General features: G+C 43.3%; 21 protein-coding genes. 19 read left to right on the forward strand and 2 right to left on the reverse strand.

Translation table 11 applies throughout. From position 1 onward, the window contains the following. The first annotated feature begins 2 nt into the window (after positions 1-2). Positions 3-461 (forward strand): DNA-binding protein, encoded by a 459-nt coding sequence (locus NYR25_04100; GenBank protein ID UWF34584.1) that lies wholly within the window; start codon positions 3-5, stop codon positions 459-461. Between the two features lie 11 nt (positions 462-472). Beyond that, positions 473-2161 (forward strand): DNA repair protein RecN, encoded by a 1689-nt coding sequence (gene recN / locus NYR25_04105; protein ID UWF34585.1) that lies wholly within the window; start codon positions 473-475, stop codon positions 2159-2161. Positions 2162-2901: 740 nt separating this feature from the next. Here the strand turns inward: recN and NYR25_04110 are convergent. Next, positions 2902-3237 (reverse strand): heme d1 biosynthesis radical SAM protein NirJ2, encoded by a 336-nt coding sequence (locus tag NYR25_04110; GenBank protein UWF34586.1) that lies wholly within the window; start codon positions 3235-3237, stop codon positions 2902-2904. Between the two features lie 186 nt (positions 3238-3423). Between NYR25_04110 and gmk the strand changes: the two genes are divergently transcribed. From gmk to NYR25_04165, 11 genes are all read left to right on the forward strand, one after another. After that, positions 3424-4038, forward strand: coding sequence for a guanylate kinase (gmk, locus tag NYR25_04115; protein UWF34587.1), 615 nt, complete (start codon positions 3424-3426; stop codon positions 4036-4038). A gap of 1 nt (position 4039) precedes the next feature. Further along, the gene (rpoZ, locus tag NYR25_04120; protein UWF34588.1) at positions 4040-4249 is read left to right on the forward strand and encodes a DNA-directed RNA polymerase subunit omega; all 210 of its coding nucleotides are present in this window, start codon (positions 4040-4042) and stop codon (positions 4247-4249) included. Positions 4250-4435: 186 nt separating this feature from the next. Next, positions 4436-5623, forward strand: a complete 1188-nt coding sequence (coaBC, locus tag NYR25_04125) for a bifunctional phosphopantothenoylcysteine decarboxylase/phosphopantothenate--cysteine ligase CoaBC (GenBank protein ID UWF34589.1) — start codon at positions 4436-4438, stop codon at positions 5621-5623. Positions 5624-5636: 13 nt separating this feature from the next. Then, on the forward strand, positions 5637-8057 hold the full coding sequence (gene priA / locus NYR25_04130; GenBank protein ID UWF34590.1) for a primosomal protein N': 2421 nt from the start codon (positions 5637-5639) through the stop codon (positions 8055-8057). A gap of 21 nt (positions 8058-8078) precedes the next feature. Then, positions 8079-9044, forward strand: a complete 966-nt coding sequence (fmt, locus tag NYR25_04135; GenBank protein UWF34591.1) for a methionyl-tRNA formyltransferase — start codon at positions 8079-8081, stop codon at positions 9042-9044. Beyond that, positions 9025-10359, forward strand: a complete 1335-nt coding sequence (rsmB, locus tag NYR25_04140; protein ID UWF34592.1) for a 16S rRNA (cytosine(967)-C(5))-methyltransferase RsmB — start codon at positions 9025-9027, stop codon at positions 10357-10359. Before fmt ends, rsmB begins: the two co-directional genes overlap by 20 nt. Before the next feature lie 9 nt (positions 10360-10368). Then, positions 10369-11112: a Stp1/IreP family PP2C-type Ser/Thr phosphatase gene (locus tag NYR25_04145; GenBank protein UWF34593.1), complete on the forward strand. Its 744-nt coding sequence runs from the start codon at positions 10369-10371 to the stop codon at positions 11110-11112. After that, the gene (pknB, locus tag NYR25_04150; GenBank protein UWF34594.1) at positions 11112-12635 is read left to right on the forward strand and encodes a Stk1 family PASTA domain-containing Ser/Thr kinase; all 1524 of its coding nucleotides are present in this window, start codon (positions 11112-11114) and stop codon (positions 12633-12635) included. The genes NYR25_04145 and pknB overlap by 1 nt, the downstream gene beginning before the upstream one ends. Before the next feature lie 12 nt (positions 12636-12647). Then, positions 12648-13577: a ribosome small subunit-dependent GTPase A gene (gene rsgA / locus NYR25_04155; protein ID UWF34595.1), complete on the forward strand. Its 930-nt coding sequence runs from the start codon at positions 12648-12650 to the stop codon at positions 13575-13577. After that, positions 13574-14221: a ribulose-phosphate 3-epimerase gene (gene rpe / locus NYR25_04160; protein UWF34596.1), complete on the forward strand. Its 648-nt coding sequence runs from the start codon at positions 13574-13576 to the stop codon at positions 14219-14221. Before rsgA ends, rpe begins: the two co-directional genes overlap by 4 nt. Continuing rightward, entirely contained in the window at positions 14221-14862 is a 642-nt protein-coding gene (locus tag NYR25_04165; GenBank protein UWF34597.1) for a thiamine diphosphokinase, read from the forward strand. Before rpe ends, NYR25_04165 begins: the two co-directional genes overlap by 1 nt. Before the next feature lie 82 nt (positions 14863-14944). On the opposite strand, the gene rpmB is transcribed toward NYR25_04165, so the two are convergent. After that, positions 14945-15130, reverse strand: coding sequence for a 50S ribosomal protein L28 (rpmB, locus tag NYR25_04170; protein UWF34598.1), 186 nt, complete (start codon positions 15128-15130; stop codon positions 14945-14947). A gap of 296 nt (positions 15131-15426) precedes the next feature. Between rpmB and NYR25_04175 the strand changes: the two genes are divergently transcribed. From NYR25_04175 to rnc, 6 genes are all read left to right on the forward strand, one after another. After that, positions 15427-15789: an Asp23/Gls24 family envelope stress response protein gene (locus NYR25_04175; protein UWF34599.1), complete on the forward strand. Its 363-nt coding sequence runs from the start codon at positions 15427-15429 to the stop codon at positions 15787-15789. A 70-nt stretch (positions 15790-15859) separates the two neighbouring features. Next, the gene (locus NYR25_04180) at positions 15860-17497 is read left to right on the forward strand and encodes a DAK2 domain-containing protein (protein UWF34715.1); all 1638 of its coding nucleotides are present in this window, start codon (positions 15860-15862) and stop codon (positions 17495-17497) included. Positions 17498-17598: 101 nt separating this feature from the next. After that, entirely contained in the window at positions 17599-19626 is a 2028-nt protein-coding gene (gene recG, locus NYR25_04185; GenBank protein ID UWF34600.1) for an ATP-dependent DNA helicase RecG, read from the forward strand. A gap of 35 nt (positions 19627-19661) precedes the next feature. Next, the gene (plsX, locus tag NYR25_04190) at positions 19662-20705 is read left to right on the forward strand and encodes a phosphate acyltransferase PlsX (GenBank protein ID UWF34601.1); all 1044 of its coding nucleotides are present in this window, start codon (positions 19662-19664) and stop codon (positions 20703-20705) included. 68 nt (positions 20706-20773) lie between these two features. Next, positions 20774-20989: an acyl carrier protein gene (gene acpP, locus NYR25_04195; protein UWF34716.1), complete on the forward strand. Its 216-nt coding sequence runs from the start codon at positions 20774-20776 to the stop codon at positions 20987-20989. Between the two features lie 95 nt (positions 20990-21084). After that, positions 21085-21783: a ribonuclease III gene (gene rnc, locus NYR25_04200; protein ID UWF34602.1), complete on the forward strand. Its 699-nt coding sequence runs from the start codon at positions 21085-21087 to the stop codon at positions 21781-21783. Positions 21784-21788: the final 5 nt, after the last annotated feature.

Here is a 21788-nt window from a genome sequence, read left to right on the forward strand (position 1 = left end):
TAATGCGTAAAAATCAACGACACGCCCTCATTAAACAAATTATCAATAATCATCAGGTTGGGCGACAGGAAGATATTGTCCGAATTCTCCAAGAACAGGGGATTCAAGTTACACAAGCGACCATTTCGCGTGACATTAAAGAATTGCAATTAGTTAAGGTTGCTACGGTAGATGGGCGACTCCGCTATGCTTTACCCAAAACGGATAGCTCACAAATTGAGCAACGTTTTTTTAACTTATTAGCAACCGCCTTAATTACCATTAGGGTGCAAGACCAACTAGTATACATAGATTTAAAACCGGGGAACGGGCCAAGTGTGGCCGCAACCTTAAAACAGGTTAACTATAGCTTTGTATTTGCCGTGATTGCCGATGATGACGGAGTGTTGGTGGTTTGCAAAGATAATGCGCGCGCTGTGCAATTAAGAAAAAGAATCACCAAAGCGATTGCGTATACCTAGGAGAGATAAAAATGTTATTGGAATTATCAATTAAGGATTTTGCAATTATCGAGAAATTAGATGCCAGTTTTCGACAAGGGATGACCGTGTTAACCGGGGAGACTGGTGCCGGAAAATCGATCATTATTGACGCCGTAGGTTTGCTTGCGGGTGGTCGTGGGTCGGTTGATTTCGTGCGCACGGGTGCTGACAAAGCGGTTTTACAAGGTGTATTTGACATTGCGGAAATTGCCAATACTAAAACTGTTCTAGAAGAGTTAGGCATCGAACCAACGAATGATTTAGTGATTACTCGGGAATTGCATAAAACGGGCCGTAGCGTTTGCCGGGTGAACGGTACCATTGTCAATTTGAATAGTTTAAAAAAGGTTGGGCAAACTTTAATTGATATCCATGGTCAAAATGAACATCAGGAATTGATGGACAGCGATAAACATTTAAGCCTGCTAGAACAATTTGACTATGCTACGATTGCAGATACTAAGCAACGGTATCAACGGGCATTTAAGGAATACACTAAGCTAAACCGGCGTTTAAACCAAAGTCTCAAAAATGAGCACGAATGGAATCAACGGGTGGATATGTTACAATTCCAAGTTGATGAGATTAAGGCTGCAAACCTTTCTGAAGGAGAAGACGAGGAGCTGGAAAAGCGGCGGGATCAATTGGTTAATTTTCAAAGCATTTCAGACGCACTGGCAACTAGTTTTCAAGTTTTAGAAAGCGAAGAGGGTGTTTCTGCAACCGATCAAATTGGTAATGTAATGCAAGAAATGCAAGGAATTGCGGACTACGATGAAGAATACGAACAAATTGCCGACGAAGTGCAAAATGCGTATTATTCATTAGAGGACGTGACTAATCGGGTCCGTTCGGCAATTGATTCGATGGAATGGAACCCTGCCGAACTAGACGAAGTTGAACAACGTTTAGAAACGATTCGCCAATTAAAAAAGAAGTACGGAAATTCAATTGCTGAAATCCTCAACTACTTAGCCGGAATCGAAAAAGAGCTGGCAGAAATGACGGGAGCGGGCCAAAACCTGGATGACTTAGCTGCTGAAGTAGACCGGCGCTTCCAAGAAACTAAGCAATTAGGTACGCAGCTAACTAATTTGCGGCAACAGATGGCTTTAAAGCTGGAGCAGGCGGTGCGGGAACAATTAGCGGGCCTATATATGGAGAAAACTCAATTTAAGGTGCAATTTAATTCTAAAAACACGCCCGAACTAGATGGACTGGATGACGTTGAATTTTTAATTCAGCCGAATCCAGGTGAAGACTTAAAACCATTAGCTAAAATTGCTTCTGGTGGAGAGCTATCCCGAATTATGCTAGCCCTGAAAACAATCTTTGCACGTAACGAAGGGGTTACCAGCATTATTTTTGACGAAGTTGATACGGGAGTTAGCGGACGAGTTGCTCAAGCAATTGCAGATAAAATTCATGAGATTTCAAACCATTCGCAAGTGTTATGTATTTCCCATTTACCGCAGGTTGCTGCACGGGCGGATTATCAATTGCACGTGGCTAAAAAAGTGGTTAAGGGGCGTACCATGACCAATTTGACGGTGTTAGACGACGAAGGCCGGGTCAACGAAATTGCCAAGATGTTGGCAGGAGTAGATTTGACCGAATTGAGTTTAGAACATGCTCGAGAACTCCTTCAAATGGAACATGCACACAACCCTAATAACTAAAAAGCAAATTGGACAGAAGTTGGATAGTTTGTGGGCATTGACGAAAAATCGGTCATTGTGCCCATATTTAATATAACGTGATAATCCCTTTATGGTTGTTAGATGAAATATAATAGTTCATCTGATAATCATGAAGGGATTTTTGAATGTCTAGGTTTAAATATACTGCATTAGAAAAATTAAATTTTATAGCGGACGACAATCGTGGGCATCGCAAACCAACTGCAGAATTAATCGAAACAGATAAATTAAAGCCCGAATTTTTTAATCAATTTAACGTTAAACGAAGTATGTCGCGTTCTGGGACTACATAAGGCAATGCTTCGCTGGAGCGCTGGTGGAATGAATTTAAACTGCGTGGGATGGACCGCTATGGAATACCTAAAAACTTACCAAGGGCTAATTAAATTAGTTAAAAGTGAAACGGAATATTATAATCATCAGGATCGATCAACAAAAAGAAACGGCCTCACTCTAGAAAAATCCTGGAATGAAGCCGTTTAGTAAGCTACCTAATTTTATAATTATTTCATCTGGCAACCTGACAGGGCCTAGCACATAATGGTCGATTTGGGGTTATGCGGAATAAACTAACTTTTGGCGTACATTTTAGCTCTATTAAAGCTAACAACTAAAGTAATTTTTCAAAAAAATTTTTATTCCTAAGAAGGGCTTTTTAGCTGGTTCTTAAGTCTGTTTGAATAGGTTCAGCGCGGTGAATGATTTGGTGTTTAAAGAATCTATATCAAGGCAATGCTTCGAATTTCCGCGTCTTCTAAAGTTTGAGTGGTATTTGAATTTTGATCTTGAATGCAGAGCCGTCCCGAACGGTTGAGAAGTAAATGTCCGCGTAATTCGACCACTCGAGAAGCCGTTAAATTGATTTGCATTTGGACGGGAACTTGATTTTGGATAGCAAACGCAATCGTATCGTTAATCTGGGTTAAGGACATCGATTGATCAACAATGTTAAGTCCGCGGTCTTCGGGAACCACGAATAAATTTTCATAAGTATTGCGAATTGCGGCGAGCGAAAAGTTAAATAGTTTAAGCGGACTTAGTTTACGAGTTTCCATAATTGCCTCCATCGAACATTTGTTTGTGTTTTTATTATACGAACAAACGTTCAGATTTGCAAGTGCTTTTAAATGAAGTCGTCCCCAAACGCAATTACTTTGCTTTTAGAAGCGGAATTTAGTTGAAAAATAAGTAAAAAAAGTGCAAAATAGTAATTACATACATATATTTGAGGGAGTTTGGAAATGGCGAAAAGAGGAATGTTGATTGTTCTTTCGGGACCTTCCGGTGTGGGTAAGGGAACGGTTAGAAAAGCAATCTTTGATCAAGGTGGAAATGATTTCCAATATTCAGTGTCAATGACCACTAGAAAACCTCGTGAAGGCGAGGTAAACGGAGTAGATTATTACTTCGTGTCTAAGGCTGAATTTGAGAAAAACATCGAAGAAGGTCAAATGCTAGAGTATGCCAAATATGTTGACAATTACTATGGTACCCCGTTAAAATATATCAACCAGACTTTAGATTCTGGTCGCGACGTTTTTCTAGAAATCGAAGTTAACGGAGCTCGTCAAGTCCGCGAAAAAATGCCAGATGGCGTCTTTTTATTTTTAACACCGCCTGATTTAATGGAGTTAAAGCAACGAATTATTAATCGGGGAACGGAAGATATTGAGACGATTAATAAACGGATGGCTAAGGCAGTTGACGAAATTAAGACGATGCATGATTATGATTACGCAATTGTCAATGATAAGGTCGAAAATGCCGTTGAATCAATTAAAAACATCATTAAGGGAGAACATTTACGTGTTTCGCGCGTATATCCTGAATACCAAGAAATGTTAGGAGAGTTGTAAGATGATTTTATATCCTTCAGTTGATAAATTGCTTGAACGGGTTGATTCTCGTTATTCATTAATTATGTTAGCAAGCAAGCGGGCACACCAATTAGATGAGGGTGCACCAGAATTACTTGACCACTATAGTTCACATAAAAACGTTGGGAAGGCCCTCGAAGAAATTGTTGCGGGCGACGTAGTTATTGACCCTAACGAAAAAGATCTATAATAGTTAGTAGTTAAATTAGGTGGAGACCATATTGAGAATTCACCAAACAATACTAAAAGTAAAGCGAGGCTAGGAAAAATCTGAATTGATTTTTTCTAGCTTTTTTACGTAATTAACGTCCCGTTATTTTGGATAGGATTAGGGACCGAGGACTGGTAGAATATAAGACTAGGAAGGTGTTTGCCAATGAAAATATTATTTGTGATTACCGGTGGAATTGCCGAATATAAGGTGGTTGAAGCGGTTCGGTATCAGGTGAAGGCTGGTAATGCGGTAAAAGTTGTAATGACTAAAATGGCTGAAGAATTTGTCACTCCATTGACGTTTGCAACGTTAACTAATGAACCAGTCTACGACGACTTTAAATCCCATTTGGGAAAGCCGGTTGCGCACGTTGCCTTAGCCGATTGGGCAGATCAAATTGTGGTAGCTCCCGCTACTGCAAACTTCATTGCAAAGATGGCACTCGGAATCGCAGATGACTTTGCATCCACGGTAGTGTTAGCTTCGGCGGCTAAGAAGAAAGTATTGCCAGCAATGAATGTTAATATGTGGGAAAATCCAGCAGTGCAACGTAATTTGGCGCAACTTAAGGCGGATGGCGTAGAAATTTTAGAACCAGCCGTGGGTGAATTGGCGGAAGGCTACGCAGGCAAAGGACGTTTCCCAGCAGCAGAAGTAGTTAACCAATTTATCAGTCAACCAGCTACCAGTCGCCAGTTAGTGGGCTATAAAGTAGTGGTTACTGCGGGAGGAACTCGTGAAGCCATTGATCCGGTACGCTACATTGGCAACCGTTCGTCGGGAAAAATGGGCTTTGTATTAGCTCAACAGGCCGCTGCAGCCGGCGCCACGGTAACCTTGATTACTGGGCCGACTAATTTAAAACTTGCTAACGATACGCAAATTAAAAGAATTGATATTGAGGACGTTAACAGCCTTAAAGCGGCTTTAGAACAAGAAATCCAAACGGCAGACGTGTTGATTATGGCAGCCGCGGTCTCTGATTACCGGGTTGCAAAGGTTAGCACACATAAGCTGAAAAAGAAGGATTTTAAAAACGGCTTGCAGCTTGAACTGGTAGAAAATCCTGATATCTTAGCCACGTTGTCCCGGCCGGCACAATTAAAATACGTGGTAGGATTTGCAGCCGAGACAGATGATTTGTTGAAAAACGCTACCCAAAAAATGCAACGAAAGGGCTTAGATATGGTGGTGGCTAACGACGTTGGTGATCCCGAAATTGGGTTTAACGTCGATGATAATGCCGTGACGATCTTACGACCAGGGCAAGCAAGCAAGACGATCGCTAAACAATCTAAAACAATGATTGCTAAGTCGATCTTAGAAATGGTTAGTCAAGAATTGAAGTAAAGGGGATTAGGGAATGACAAAAAAATTTGATGTCATCGTCAACGTACCGGCGCTGCAAACGAATACGCCATTTACTTACCAAGCAGCCGCAGCAATTGAAAATGACATTAAAGTCGGCTCCCGCGTGATCGTTCCCTTTGGGCAAGCGGGACGGCCGGTTCAAGGGTTTGTGATTGGCGAAAACCAACAGGATTCTTCGATGGAATTAAAGAACATCATTTCGCTTCTTGAACCAGAACCGTTTTTGAACCAGGAGCTGATTGACTTATCCGCTTGGTTAGCCGACAAGACCTTTTCTTTTCGGGTAACTTGCTTAAATGCCATGTTACCTAACTTAGTGAAAATTAATACCAAACGTTTTGTGAAGGTCAATGATCAGCAAATCGATCCCCAAACGGTTGTTCAAGTACTGGGAGAGCAACAAGTGGTGGACTTGAAAGTCAACGAATTGGATTACGCCCAGCAACGGCAGTTAAACCAGTGGATTAAAGCAGGGGCGGTTACTTTAGAATACGCCACCGAAAATTCGGCTAAAAGAAAGATGATCAACTGGGTTTGGCCCGCGATTGATGCTGTGCAAATCGCACAAATTATGGATACCATCCGGCCTAATGCACGACAGCAACGAAAATTGTTGGAATTGATTCCAGAATTGGATAAACAAGCTGGGTTGAGCCAAACATCCTTAATTAATGACCACCAAATTAGTCGTGGGACGGTTGATCACGCTGTTGAAAAGGGTTGGTTAAAGCGTAAGCTGGTAGAGCAGTATCGAGATCCGTTTGCGCAGAGCGATTTAAAAACGGATCAAGAACTTAATTTAAATGACGAACAGGCTCATGCTTTTGAAGTGATTTCAGCCGCAGTAAAAAATCATCGCGACAAGCCAATTTTACTAGAAGGGGTGACCGGTTCCGGTAAGACCGAGGTCTATTTGCAAAGCATTTCTCAGGTGCTTGAACAAGGAAAGACGGCGATTTTAATGGTTCCGGAAATCTCACTAACTCCCCTGATGGTTAACCGGGTGCGGGCGCGTTTCGGCGACCAAGTGGCGGTATTACACAGTGCGCTTTCTGACGGAGAAAAATTTGATGAATGGCGTCGCATTATGCGTAACGAGGTCAAAGTCGTGGTGGGTGCACGTTCCGCAGTGTTTGCACCCCTGCATAATCTTGGTATTATTATAATGGACGAGGAGCATTCTGAAACCTATAAGCAAACCGATGCCCCGCGTTATCATGCGCGGGACGTTGCCATTTATCGTGCGCAGAATGCCCATTGTCCAGTGATTTTGGGGAGCGCTACCCCAGCTTTGGAAAGTCGGGCTCGCGCTGAACGGGGCGTTTACGATTTTGTTCAGATTCAAAAACGTGCCAATCGACAAGCGTTGCCTGAAATTCGGGTGATTGACATGCGACGCCACCTAGGTGACGGGTACAATGAGAATTTTTCGGCACCCATGGTTAACGCGATTCAGGAACGATTATTAAAGCGCGAGCAAATGGTCTTAATGCTAAACCGACGGGGTTTTTCGTCATTTGTGATGTGTCGGGATTGTGGGTTCGTATTGAAATGTCCTAATTGCGACGTTTCGTTAACGATGCACTTAGACACCCACTCGATGCAGTGCCACTACTGTGGGCATGAAGAGCCAATTCCTCGAAAATGTCAAAACTGTGGTAGCGATAAAATTCGCTTCTTTGGTACGGGCACGCAAAAAGTGGAACAACAACTGCAACAAATTCTACCGCAGGCGCGGGTTTTACGAATGGACGTGGATACCACCCGCCGGAAGGGTGCTCATGAACGCTTGTTAGCCCGGTTTGGTAATCACGAAGCTGATATCCTCTTAGGAACTCAAATGATAGCAAAGGGGCTCGATTTTCCAGACGTTACCCTTGTGGGGGTCTTGAATGCGGATACTTCTTTGGAATTGCCCGATTTAAGGGCTAGTGAACGCACTTTTCAGTTGCTGACCCAGGTAGCAGGCCGGGCTGGTCGAGCACAAAAGGCTGGCGAAGTGTTGATCCAAACTTTTAACCCGGATCATTACGCAATTAAATTGGCACAGAAGCAAGACTACGAGGATTTTTTCCAAAAAGAAATGTACTTACGTCATCTAGGAAAATATCCACCCTATTATTTCACGGTACTAATCAACGTGGCGGCTCCCGAAGAAACTGGCGCCCAAAAAACTGCGTACGAAGTGTTAAATATGGTGCAACCCCAGTTGAGTCGCCAAGCAATCGTATTGGGTCCTACTCCTAAGTCGGTTTCTAAAATCAAGCAAAAATATTATTATCAGATTTTAATTAAGTACCAAAAGGAGCCGCGACTCCATGAGGCCTTGTTGAAGGTACTAAATGAATCACAAGAAAAGTTTCGACATGGAATTCGGATTGCAATTGACGCGGATCCGCAAAACTTCATGTGAAAATAGAAAGTAGGTTTTTTAATGAAGTCAATCATTTTTATGGGAACGCCCCAGTTTTCGGCACCCATTTTACAAAGTTTAATTGATCACCCAGATTATGACGTAGTGGGGGTAGTGACCCAGCCTGACCGTCGGGTTGGTAGAAAGCACGTCCTCACGCCTAGCCCAGTTAAACAAGTTGCGACCAAGCATGATATTAAGGTTTATCAACCAGAAAAGCTTAGCGGCAGTCCTGAAATGGAAGAACTAATTAATTTAAATGCGGATTTGATTGTAACGGCTGCTTTTGGCCAGTTTTTGCCAATGAAGTTGATCAACTCGGTGAAAATTGCGGCAATCAACGTGCACGCTTCGCTATTGCCTAAGTACCGGGGCGGCGCTCCCGTACATTATGCGATTATGAACGGGGATGCAGAAACCGGCGTTACCATTATTTATATGGTTAAGAAAATGGATGCTGGAGACATGCTAGCGCAAGCCAAAATGCCGATTACTGACCAAGATGACGTGGGGAGCATGTTTGACAAGTTAAGTATTTTGGGTCGGGACACGCTATTGGATACTCTACCTAAGTTAATAAACGACGAAATCACGCCGGTAGCTCAAGACGAAACACAGGTCAGCTTTTCACCTAACATTGCTCCAGAACAAGAGGAAATTGACATTAATTTGCCAGCACGGCTGGTCGACGCTAAGGTTCGGGGCTTACGACCATTCCCGGTTGCTTACGTAATGATGGAAGGTCAGCGCACTAAGTTATGGAAGACGGCGGTCATGGACCAAAGTACGGATTTAGCTCCCGGACAAGTAGTAGAAAAGACCAAGCACCAACTGTTGGTAGCCACGGGTGATCACGGTGTAATTAGCATTTTAGAATTACAACCTGCTGGCAAACAAAAGATGACCATTACTGATTATTTAAATGGGGTAGGTGACAACTTGCACCCCGGAAAGCAAATTATAGACAATGACGGAATTAAAGAGTAATCCCCGCGATTTAGCGGTCAGCATTTTAGAAAGTATCGATGAAGGCGCCTATTCAAACCTAGAGTTGAATCAAGTAATTCAGGATGCCAGTTTGTCAGAAGTGGATAAGCATTTACTGACCGAATTGGTTTACGGCGTTTTACAGCACCGGTTAACCCTTGATTTTTATTTAGCAAAGTTCTTAAAGCGTCCGGAACAAACCCCCCGTTGGGTAATCAATTTACTACGGACCGCGGTTTTTCAAATGGAATTTTTGGATCGCGTACCGACCTTTGCAATTTTTAACGAAACCATCGAGATTGCTAAACGACGGGGCAGTGACGGTGTCCGTAAAATGGTGACCGGAGTTTTGCGGTCTTACCAACGGCAAGGTAAACCCAGTTTAGAAGGGATTACGGACCCCACCCAACGTTTGGCGACCGAATATAGCGTTGCTCCTTGGATTGTGGACCAATTAATGTACGAACTGGGCGAAGATAAGTGTCGTAAAGTGTTGGCAAGTATTAATCAGCCGGCCCACTTAAGCGTTCGGGTAAACCCGGCGGAACAATCTGCCGCCAGCATTCGCCAAAAGCTAGCTGAAGAATACGCGGTTCAGCCTAGCTTAGTAGCGTCTGATGGTCTTCGATTAAAAAACGGCCCTAGCTTAGCGCAGTCAACTAGTTTTCAAGCTGGGAACGTAATTGCTCAAGATGAATCAGCAATGCTCGTCGGAGAAACGATGCAGCTATCCGAAGGTCAACAAGTCCTCGATGCTTGTGCTGCTCCGGGAGGGAAGACAACCCAACTTGCGCAAAAAGTTGGACCGGATGGAAAAGTGGTGGCGTGGGATATTTATGAATCCCGGACCCACTTAATCCAACAAAATGCCCAACGAATGCATTTGACAAATATCGTTACGGAAATACAAGATGCGACGGATTCTCGACCTGATTTAAAGGAGAAATTTGATCGCATCTTGGTGGATGCTCCGTGCTCAGGGATTGGATTGTTGCGGCGCAAACCCGAAACCCGGTACCTTAAAAGCAAAAAAGATAGCAGTGATTTGCACCGCGTTCAGTTAGAAATTTTGGATAACGTTGCCGACCTGCTTAAAGTGGGCGGAATTCTTACCTACAGTACTTGTACAATGTTACGGAAGGAAAACCAAATGACGGTCGCTGAATTTTTAGCGCGCCATCCAGAATTTAAACAATTAAAAACGCAGACTGATAAGAATATCAAAGCAGACCGCGCTGAACTAGACCTAAATATTTACCCGGATGATTTTGGGTCGGATGGTTTCTTCATTGCGAATATGAAAAAAGTGAAGTGATTGATAGATATGAAATACGCGTACCTATCGGACAAGGGGAAAGTCCGCAAAACAAATCAAGATTACGTAGGAATTTTTAAAAGTGATTCAGAATCAATTTTGACGATCGTAGCTGACGGAGTTGGCGGCAACCGGGGTGGCGACATTGCTTCGGAGATGGCGGTTTCGCACATTGGTTATTTGTTTGAAACTTCGGATATTAACACCGTCGAAGATGCCAAGAACTGGTTAACCCACCAATTAGCCATTGAAAACCGTAAGATTTTACAAGCTTCTAAGCATTATAAAAACTTAACCGGGATGGGAACCACAATTGTTTTAGCGCTATTTATTAATGACCAGGTGGTGGTCGCTAACCTGGGGGATAGTCGTTGTTACATATATAACCGGCAAGCGGGGCTGCGACAGCTATCTACAGACCATTCGTTGGTAAACGAATTGCTTAAAACCGGGCGAATCACCCCCGAAGAGGCCCGCAACCACCCGCAAAAAAATGTGATCACTAAAACCTTAGGGATTTCTGAACAGGCCGAAGCAGAAATTAAGGTATTTAACATTGCCAATGGTGATATTTTACTGCTTTGTACGGATGGATTGACTAACCTAGTACGGAATGACGTTATCCAAAAAGTACTTGGAAATCAGCAAAGTTTAGAAGAAAAAACCCGTAAATTAGTTGGTTTAGCTAACCAAGCCGGCGGATTTGATAACGTAACGGTATTGATTGTTGAAACAGAAATGGGGGCGAGCTAATGACCCCAAACCAAACGTTAAACGGACGTTATAAAATTATCCGTCCCGTTGGAGAAGGTGGGATGGCTAGTGTTTATTTAGCGCACGACTTGATCTTGGATCGTGACGTTGCGGTTAAACTAGTCCGTTTCGACATGCAGGATGACGCTTCGGCAGTCCGCCGCTTTCAACGGGAGGCCTTATCAGCTACGGAATTGGTACACCCAAACATCGTCAGTGTTTATGACATTGGCGAAGAACACGGGATGAACTACCTCGTGATGGAATACGTAGAGGGTAAGGATTTAAAACGTTATATCAAGGACGAATTTCCCATTCCACTTCCACAAGTGGTCAACTTAATGGGTCAAGTTTTGTGTGGGGTTCAAGTGGCACACCGCCATGGAATTATTCATCGCGATTTAAAGCCGCAAAACGTGTTAATCGATAAGCATGGGAACGCTAAAATTACTGATTTTGGAATTGCAATCGCAAATCAGCAGAGTAGTTTTACGCGAACCAATACGGTGATTGGCTCAGTACAGTACCTTTCACCAGAACAGGTGCGCGGACACGTAGCAACCCAACAATCGGACATTTATTCGCTTGGAATCATCCTTTTTGAAATGTTAACCGGAAAGGTTCCCTTTGAAGGAGAAACCGCGGTCTCGATTGCCATTAAACATTACCAAGATCAATTACCGCTAGTTACGGATTTTAACCACCAAATTCCGCAGGCATTGGAAAACGTGGTTCTTAAGGCGACCGCGAAAAATCCCACGGATCGCTATAAAAACGTGGCGGAAATGGCCGCGGACTTGAAAACGACCCTGAGCCCCCAACGAGCACAGGAAAGTAAATTTGTGGAGGAGTCCTTAACCGAGCACACGATTGTTTTAGACCAAAAGGCGATTAACCACCAGTTATCCGATCCCGATGGCGAGCAAACGCGCTCCATTAGGATGCAAGTTAATGAAAAACTTAAATCAATCAAGAAGGATCGCCAACCGGAAGAAAAACAGGGTGAAATGCACCGGCCTAAACACCGGCATCCGCTACGCCGGAGGGCGGCGTTTATGGCTTTTGCAATCCTAGCCTTTATTTTAGGAATTTTGATTGCTTTCAAATTAAGCAGTCCCCAGATGGTTAAAGTCCCTAATTTACATGGGTTAACCCAAAATCAAGCTACCACTAAGCTATCTAAGGAAAATCTCGGCGTAGGCAAAATAACTAAGGTAGCTGATGATAAAACCAGTTATAATAAGGTGGTTAAGACCTTACCTGCGAGCGGAAAAGCCGTTCAGGAGGGTATTAAGGTTAACGTGGTGATTAGTAAGGGACCAAACAGCTTTGACGTTGATAATTACGTGGGGAGTGATTACCCAAGTACGAAACGTCAACTAGAGGCTAAGGGATTCACCATTAAGAAAAAAGAGGTCGTTACCAATCGTTTTGACAACAACCGGATTATTTCGCAAGATGTGGTTGCTGGTCAGGTGGTTGTCCCGCGCCTGACGACGATTACGTTTACGATCGCCAAATAGATGGAGAAATGCATGCATACTGGACAAATTATACAATTGTTAGCGGGTTTTTATGACGTTTTAACTGAGCAACACGAGGTGATTCGCACCCGGGCACGGGGGAATTTCCGAAACCGGCAAACCAAGCCATTGGTGGGAGATGTGGTCGATTTCAAAGAAAGTGATGGACAAACCGGCTACATCACTAGCATTCACCCCCGGAAAAATGAATTGGTGCGACCGCCGTTAGCTAACATTGACCAAGCGGTGGTGGTGACGGCGGCTACCCAGCCAGATTTTTCAGCTAATTTACTTGATCGACAATTAGTTGCGTTGGCTGAAAAACAAATCGACGCCGTTATCTACTTTTCAAAAACGGATTTGCTAGATAAGGCGGCTTATCAGGAATTAAAACAGATTGCTGATTATTACCAGAAAATTGGTTATCAAGTGATTTTCCCAGCCACTTCGAAGGGCGACGAAGATGTTTTCCAATTACGGAAGCGTTTTGCCGACCGGTTGACCATTTTTATGGGACAAACCGGAGCTGGAAAGTCCACGTTGTTAAATCGAATTGATCCTAATTTAAATATTCAAACTGGGGAAGTTTCTCAGGCGCTAAATCGGGGAAAGCACACCACCCGGAAGGTTTCGTTAATGGATATTGACGGTGGGTTGGTTGCCGACACACCAGGATTTTCTTCTTACGCAGTTTTTGAAATGGCAGATACGGAACTGAAAGAGTGTTTTCTTGAAATAAAGAAAATTGGGCAAAATTGTCGCTTTCGGGAGTGTTTGCACCTTAACGAACCTGGATGCGCCGTTAAAGCAGCCGTTGATCGCGGTGAGATTTTAGCGAGTCGTTACGCTAATTATGAACAATTTATTGGACTGATTCGGTCCCAAAAACCGGACTATAAACGCAAAGGGTACCAGAAAAAAGATCGGAGGAAGAAGAAATGATTAAAGTAGCACCATCAATTTTAAGTGCTGATCCAGCCAATTTAATGAAAGATGTTAACCAAGTGCAGGGAGCGGACTATTTACACGTCGACGTAATGGACGGTAGCTTTGTACCTAACTTAAGTTTTGGTTTAAATACCGTTAAAGGTTTGGCAAAGGATTGTGACATTAAGTTAGACGTCCATCTCATGATCCAAAATCCAGAAAATTATGTTGAACAATTTGCCCAAGCAGGGGCCAGCATTATCGGGGTACACGTTGAAAGCACGCAACACATTGCTCGGGCAATCCAATTAATCAAGCAAGCGGGAGCCCAAGCTGAAGTAGTGGTAAATCCAGGAACGCCACTAACTGAATTAGAAGAACTTTTACCAGAAGTCGACCAAGTGTTAATCATGTCGGTTAACCCCGGGTTTGGTGGGCAAAAGTTCTTGGAAAGTTCGATTAGTAAAGTTAAACGTTTGTCTGCGCTACGCCAAGCCCGTGGTTTAGAATTTGACATTGAAATCGATGGCGGCATTAGCGACCAAAACGTTAAGCAAGTCTACGATGCAGGAGTAGACGTGGCAGTTGCAGGATCTTACATCTTTAACGCGGCTGATTACACTAAACAAGTACAAACCTTAAAGGACCTTACTAAATAATGAAAACATTTAACCTATTAGTCGGTGGTGATCCGGCAAATTTACCAGATGATTGGCAAAACTTAGATGGTGAATGGGTTGGCGTAGACCGAGGAGCGTTGCGCTTATTAAATGAACGACTGAAGGGCGGCCTTGCAATCGGTGATTTTGATTCGGTGAGCAAAACGGAGTTTACTGAAATTGAAGCGTGGTTTGATAAGGTGATTAAGCTAAATCCGATTAAGGATGATACGGATACTGAAGCGGCTTTGGCCGAAGTGTTGAAAATCGATGAGCATGCGCAAGTCCGTATTTTAGGAGTGAGCGGCGGTCGGATCGACCACTTGCTAGCCAACGTATTAATGGTGCTAGAAGCTCGTTTCCGGCGCTTTGCGGAACAAATTACGCTGGTTGACCGGCAGAATTTGATTACCTTTTTTAATTCGGGTAAGCACACAATTCAAAAGCAGCCTGGTTTTAAGTACTTATCGTTCATTCCGTTGACGTCCATCGACGCGCTTACTCTTGATGACGAAAAGTACCAGTTGCATAACCACATGGTGCCAAATGCGCGTGCTTACGTAAGCAACGAGTTTATGGGCAGCGCGGCCACGGTCTACTTAAGCAACGGCTTAATTGCGGTTATTCAAAGTAAGGATTAGTTGAAATAAAAAAATGCTCTTAACTGCTAGATGTTATCTAACGGTTAAGAGCATTTTTTGTTTTAAGCTTTTAAGTGCTTGGTTATACACGAGTTACTTTACCTGATTTTAGAGCTCGAGCAGAAACCCAAACGCGTTTAGGCTTACCATCAACTAAGATGCGAACCTTTTGTAAATTTGGCTTCCAGCTTCGGCGGCTGTGGTTCAAAGCGTGTGAGCGAGTATTTCCAAAACTTGTGCGCTTACCGGTGACAAAATCTTTTGCCATGTTGAAACCCTCCTTTGTCACTTCTATATCTCAATAGAATCTATTTCAATTACCATAACAATTTATCACATTGCCTGGTATATTGCAATAGGAAACTTTCAAGTAATTATCCTTGACAGATATTTAGGCGTGACGAAATAAAAGTGGCTGTCACTCCCATTTAGGAATTGGCATACGTGAAAATTCCCAGTATAATAACAATTGACGTCAATTTATGGGGCAGGTTCTTGTATTTAGCGTCTAGATAAGATATGGTAAAATATCGTTGGTATAGATGATACTAAGGAGGCAGGAAAATGGCTGTCAAAATTAAAACTAAAAACGGAACCATTGAGGTTTCTAATGACGTGATCGCGACGGTGGTCGGCAGTGCAGCTACCGATAACTACGGAGTTGTAGGAATGGCCAGCAAGAATCAAATTCGCGACAACATCAATGAAATTTTAAAACGGGAAAATTACGCACGTGGTGTGGTAATTAAACAAGAAGACAATGGGGTTGCAATCGATGTATACATTATTGTCGGATACGGAACAAAGATTTCTGAAATTTCAAAAAACGTACAATCAAAAGTAAAATATAACCTGGAATCCATGCTGGGCATCTCTGCTAACTCAGTGAATGTCTTCGTTCAGGGTGTAAAGGCACTCAGCGATTAATTCGTTGGGTTGGGAGGATAAAGAATTGGAAGCAATCGAAACCTTAGTTACTAATGAAGTTTTTGATCAGATGGTGCAGGCTAGTGCTGATCGCTTAAAGATGAACGCAGATTTTATTAACTCGTTAAACGTTTTTCCGGTGCCGGACGGTGATACCGGAACTAACATGAGCTTGTCGTTAGAAAGCGGTGCAAAATACGAAGCTAACGATGCTAGTGAAGAAGTTGGGCATTTAGCGGGTTCGCTAGCTAAAGGACTTTTAATGGGCGCGCGAGGCAATTCGGGCGTTATTTTATCGCAAATTTTCCGCGGCTTTGCTAAAAGTGTGGAAGGCAAGGCAAACTTAAATGCTAAAGACCTTGCTGACGCGGTTGCTAACGGTGCTAAGACAGCTTATAAGGCGGTAATGAAGCCCACTGAAGGAACTATTTTGACGGTGGTTCGGGAAGCTGCTAAGGCCGGTAATGAGGCGGCTTTAACCAGTGATAATTTAGCTGAAGTAATGCAGGCAATTGATACTGCAGCACAAGCGGCCTTGAAAAAGACTACGGAATTGCTCCCAGTCTTAAAAGAAGTTGGGGTAGTCGATTCTGGTGGACAAGGCTTGGTTTTCGTTTTTGACGCCTTTAACGACGTTTTGAACGGAAAGGACGTTAGCGAATACCAACACGAACCAGACGTTACCGAAATCAACGAAATGGTGGAAGCTAAACACCACCAAAGCGTGCAAGGTAAAATTAATCCCGAAGATATTAAATACGGCTACTGTACCCAAATGATGGTGCGGATCGGTAAGGGACTTCAAGTTTCCCAAGAATTTGATTACGATACTTTCTATAACTATCTGGCAAAATTAGGGGACTCACTGCTCGTAATCAACGATGATGAAGTGGTTAAGGTGCACGTACACACGGAGCACCCTGGCGACGTTTTAAGTTGGGGCCAACAATTCGGTGATTTGACCAAAATTAAAATTGATAACATGCGTTGGCAACAAGAAGAAATTATTGAACAAGACGACTCGGTTACCGCTCCCGAACCAAAGGAAGCTCCTGAGACGGCCGTGATTGCAATCTCTTCGGGCGCCGGCATTTCGAAATTGTTTAATAGTTTAGGAGTTACCCACATTATCAGTGGTGGGCAAACCATGAACCCTAGCACGGCCGATATTGTTGCAATGATTAACAATTCAGGTGCTAAGCAAGCCATCGTTTTACCTAATAATAAGAATATATTCTTGGCGGCAGAACAGGCTGTTGAAGTTGCTGAAATTCCAACTAAGATTGTTCATAGTCGGACAATTTCCCAGGGGATGGCGGCAATGCTTGAATTCGATCCAGAAGCGGACTTGGAAGAAAATGCTAGCGCGATGGAAGATAACTTAAACACTGTCAAGAGTGGCCAGGTAACGGTTGCGGTTCGAGACACTAAGTTAGATGGCCGGCAAATTCGTAAAGATGACTACATGGGCATGATTGATGGTAAAATCGTCAATACGGCAGCGAGCTTGATGGAAGCAACTACCGCTATGGTTAAGCAAATGCTTGATGAAGATAGCGAAATCGTGACGATTATTTACGGACAAGATGCTAACCAAAAACAAGCAGCTGAACTAGAACAAGCCATCTTAGCAATTGACGAAGATCTGGAAATTGAAATTCACGAAGGAGACCAACCCGTTTATCCATTTTTGATTTCAGTTGAGTAGGCTAAGTGGTTTAAAAGTGTTAAGCTAATGCTAAAGTAGATTTTAGAGGCTATGACAATCGTAAACGATGTCACGGCCTCGATTTGCATTGTGGAGGAAAAATGAAGAGTCTGACAGATTCAGTGCAGGTATTAGCGGGAGTCGGTCCTAAGCGGGCGCAAGCACTGCAGGAATTAGGGATCCGGACAATTGAAGACTTAATCACCTACTACCCTTTTCGTTATGAAGACTTGGCGGTAAAAAAGCCCCAAGAGGTTGCTGATCAACAAAAAGTCACGTTTCAAGGAATAGTTGCGACCGAGCCAACCATCGCGCGCTTTGGCCGCCACAAGGTACGGGTTAATTTTCGGTTGCTGGTGGAAAATAGCTCGGTAATGGTCACTTTTTTTAACCAGCCGTGGATTAAAAAACAAGTTGAGGCTAACCAAGAAGTAGCAATTTATGGTAAGTGGGACGCTAATCGCCAAAGTTTGACGGGAATTAAAATAATTACCGAAGAGCAGGGGATGGAAGCCGTATATCCCGCTAATAAGCACATTCGGCAAGCCACAATTCAACAATTGGTGGAGGCCGCTTTAAATGAATACGCCGAACAGGTGCACGATATAATTCCAGAAGATTTAATCCAAAAATACCGGTTGATGCACCGTTTAGCGATGGTCAAAACCCTTCATTTCCCTAGCGATGTACGGGTCACTAAACAAGCGCGCCGAACCGCCATGTTTGAAGAATTTCTGGCCTTCCAAATGGGCTTACAAATAGTTAAATCACGGGACCGCGTAGAAAAAGGAACCAAAATCGATTATCAGATTCAGTTGGTTCGGGATTTTATTCAACAACTTCCCTTCGAATTGACCGGAGCCCAAAAACGGGTCACCAACGAAATTTTAGCAAACCTTAAATCGGCTTGGCACATGAATCGGCTGTTGCAAGGCGACGTAGGAAGCGGGAAAACGGTGGTGGCGGCGATTGCCATGTACGCAACGATCACTTCTGGTCACCAGGCGGCGTTAATGGCCCCAACCGAAATCCTTGCTGAACAGCACGCAAATAATTTAATTAAGTTTTTTGCAGGGTTTGACGTAAAAATCGGATTATTAGTTGGCGGAATGCGAAAAAAGGTCCGTGACGAACTACTGGCGGCGGTTAAAGCTGGGGAGATCGACATTGTGATTGGAACCCACGCTTTAATTCAAGACGACGTTGAGTTTCAAAATTTAGGCTTGGCGATTATTGATGAACAGCACCGTTTCGGGGTAAACCAGCGCCAACAGCTTCGTCGAAAGGGAGATAATCCTGACATTTTAGCGATGACCGCTACCCCGATTCCCCGGACTTTAGCCATCACTGCATACGGAGACATGGACGTGTCCATCATTGACCAGCTTCCTGCCGGCCGCAAACCGGTAGTTACCAAGTGGTTAAAAAAAGGGGAGTGGGATAAGGTTTTAGCGATGATGGATCATGAATTTCGTCAGGGACATCAGGCCTTTATTGTGGCCCCGTTAATTGAGGAATCCGAAGTGATGGATTTACAAAATGCTATGGCATTATATGATGAGCTAAAAGATTTCTTCCAAGAAAAATATGCGATTGCAATCTTGCATGGTAAAATGGACAGTGCAGAAAAGGACCAAATTATGGCTGATTTCAAGGCCGGTAAGTTTGCTGGGTTAGTTTCGACGACCGTAATTGAAGTCGGGGTGGATGTTCCTAATGCTACCTTAATGGTGATTCAAGATGCAGACCGGTTTGGGTTAGCTCAGTTACACCAACTGCGCGGTCGAATTGGTCGAGGGCAGCAACAGGCATATTGTTTACTAGTTGCGGATCCTAAGAATGCCGTAGGAAAGCAACGGATGCAAATTATGGTGGAAACCAACAACGGCTTTCGAATTGCCGAAGCGGACCTTAAAATGCGTGGTCAGGGTGATTTGTTTGGGCAGCAACAATCGGGAGTCCCCGAATTTAAAGTTGGGGATCCGGTAGTTGATTTAGGTGCCTTACAAACTGCCCAACTGGAGGCTGCTAAAATCGTTAACCAGCCCGACTGGCAATCTCAGCCGGCCTACCAGAATTTAGCGAAGTACTTGGACCAAGTAATGCAAATCGAACAAGGGTTAGATTAATTAAATTTAATAAAAAACATATAAGGAGAGTAAAAATGAAAATTGCCGTTGACGCAATGGGCGGCGACAACGCCCCCGAGCAGATTGTTAAAGGAGTGGTTGCCGCTCGTGAAGCTTTACCGGACGTGGAATTTATTCTATACGGAAAGAAAGACGAAATCACCAACTACATGGATGACTTTCGGAACGTCCAAATTGTGCATACTGACGAGGTAATCACAATGGAAGACGAACCGGTGCGAGCAGTTCGACGTAAAAAACAATCTTCAATGGTTTTAGCTGCACAGGCAGTAAAGGAAGGAAAGGCTGATGCAATCTTCTCTGCAGGTAATACTGGAGCTCTTTTAGCAGCTGGTTTATTCATCATTGGACGTATTAAAGGCGTGGACCGTCCGGGGATGACGACCACCTTACCAAGCTTGCAGGGACCCCACGACAATTTTACGATGTTAGACGTGGGGGCCAATGCCGAAAGCAAGGCTAAAAATCTGCATGACTTTGCTATTTTAGGTAATTTTTATAGTGCAAACGTAATGCACATTACTAATCCTCGAATTGCTCTCCTAAATAACGGGACGGAATATGACAAGGGGGACCGTATCCATAAAGATGCTTACCAGCTATTGAAAGACGACAGTTCGTTGAATTTTGTTGGTAACATTGAATCCCGAGAACTACTAAACGGAGCCGCTGACGTGGTAGTTACCGATGGATTTACTGGTAATGCAGTTCTTAAAAATACTGAAGGAACCGCGTTGTCGATGCTTAAGTTAGTCAAGGATACCATTTTAAACAGTGGTATGAAGGGCAAAATGGGCGGTCTCCTGCTAAAATCGGCTTTCAGCCAGATTAAGGATCAAATGGACTACTCGAAACACGGAGGCGCAGTTCTCTTAGGGGTCAAAGCTCCCGTCGTTAAAGCCCATGGTTCTAGTAACGCGAACCAAGTTAAAAATGCACTAATTCAGGTGCACGAAATTGTAGATTCTAAATTGGTGAAGAATTTGGCAGAATACTTCGACATGCACGTTAAGTGTATACAACAAGACGAAGTGGACAAGCCCCGTAAAAACAATTAAAATATTATCAGGATTTATAACAAATTTAAGGAGCAAGTAAATTGTCAAAAGAAGAAATTTTTAATAAAATTGCGGCAATTTTGGCAGACCGTTTTGAGTTGGATGCCGATCAAATTACCGAAAAGCTTAACTTCAAGGAAGATTTGAACGCTGATTCAATCGATATCGTTGAATTTGTACTAGAATTAGAGGATACTTTCGGAGCTGAGATCAGCGATGAAGACGCTGAAAAGTTGACTACAGTTGCCGATGCTGTTAACTACATTAGTGAACATCAGTCTTAATACAATAATGGGAAACTCGGTGATTGAATACATTTTAGTCACCGAGTTATTCTTATCTAGAAAACCGAATTAAAGTTTAGAAAGGAATGGTTGAGATGTTAAAAGATTTAGAAGACGATCTAAGTGAAATGTTTGACATTCACTTTACCAAACATGAACTACTAGACGAAGCCTTTACCCAAGCATCTTACGTCAATGAACACCCACATCAAGGGATAAAGTTCTACGAGCGAATCGAATTTTTAGGGGATGCGGTTTTACAGCTAGTAGTTTCGGAATATTTGTACAAACGTTATCCAGAAATGCCACAAGGAAAGTTGACCCGTTTAAGAGCTGCAATGGTTTGTGAGGCCAGCTTCAGTGATTTTGCTAAGGAATGTCACTTTGACCGGTACATTCGCCTTGGTAAAGGAGAGGAAAAGTCCGGCGCGCGGCAGCGTCCATCACTTCTTTGTGATATTTTTGAATCGTTTATTGGGGCTTTATATTTAGATCAGGGACGACAAGCAGTTGAAAAGTTTGTTCGTCAGGTGATTTTTCCTAAGCTTGATGAAGGACGTTTTGACCATATTATCGACCATAAGTCCGAGCTCCAGGAACTTTTGCAAAGAAACGGCGAAGTAGAAATTAATTATGAGCTAGTGTCCGAAACTGGCCCAGATAATGACTTGGTTTTCACCGTTCAAGTAAGTGCGGCTAACCAAGTACTGGCAAAGGGCAGTGGACATTCTAAAAAGGCGGCGGAACAAAACGCGGCTAACAAAGCTTTACAAAAATTGCGTAATAGGAATTAGGTATT

Source organism: Pediococcus acidilactici (genome assembly GCA_024970065.1).
GTDB classification, from domain to species: domain Bacteria; phylum Bacillota; class Bacilli; order Lactobacillales; family Lactobacillaceae; genus Pediococcus; species Pediococcus acidilactici_A.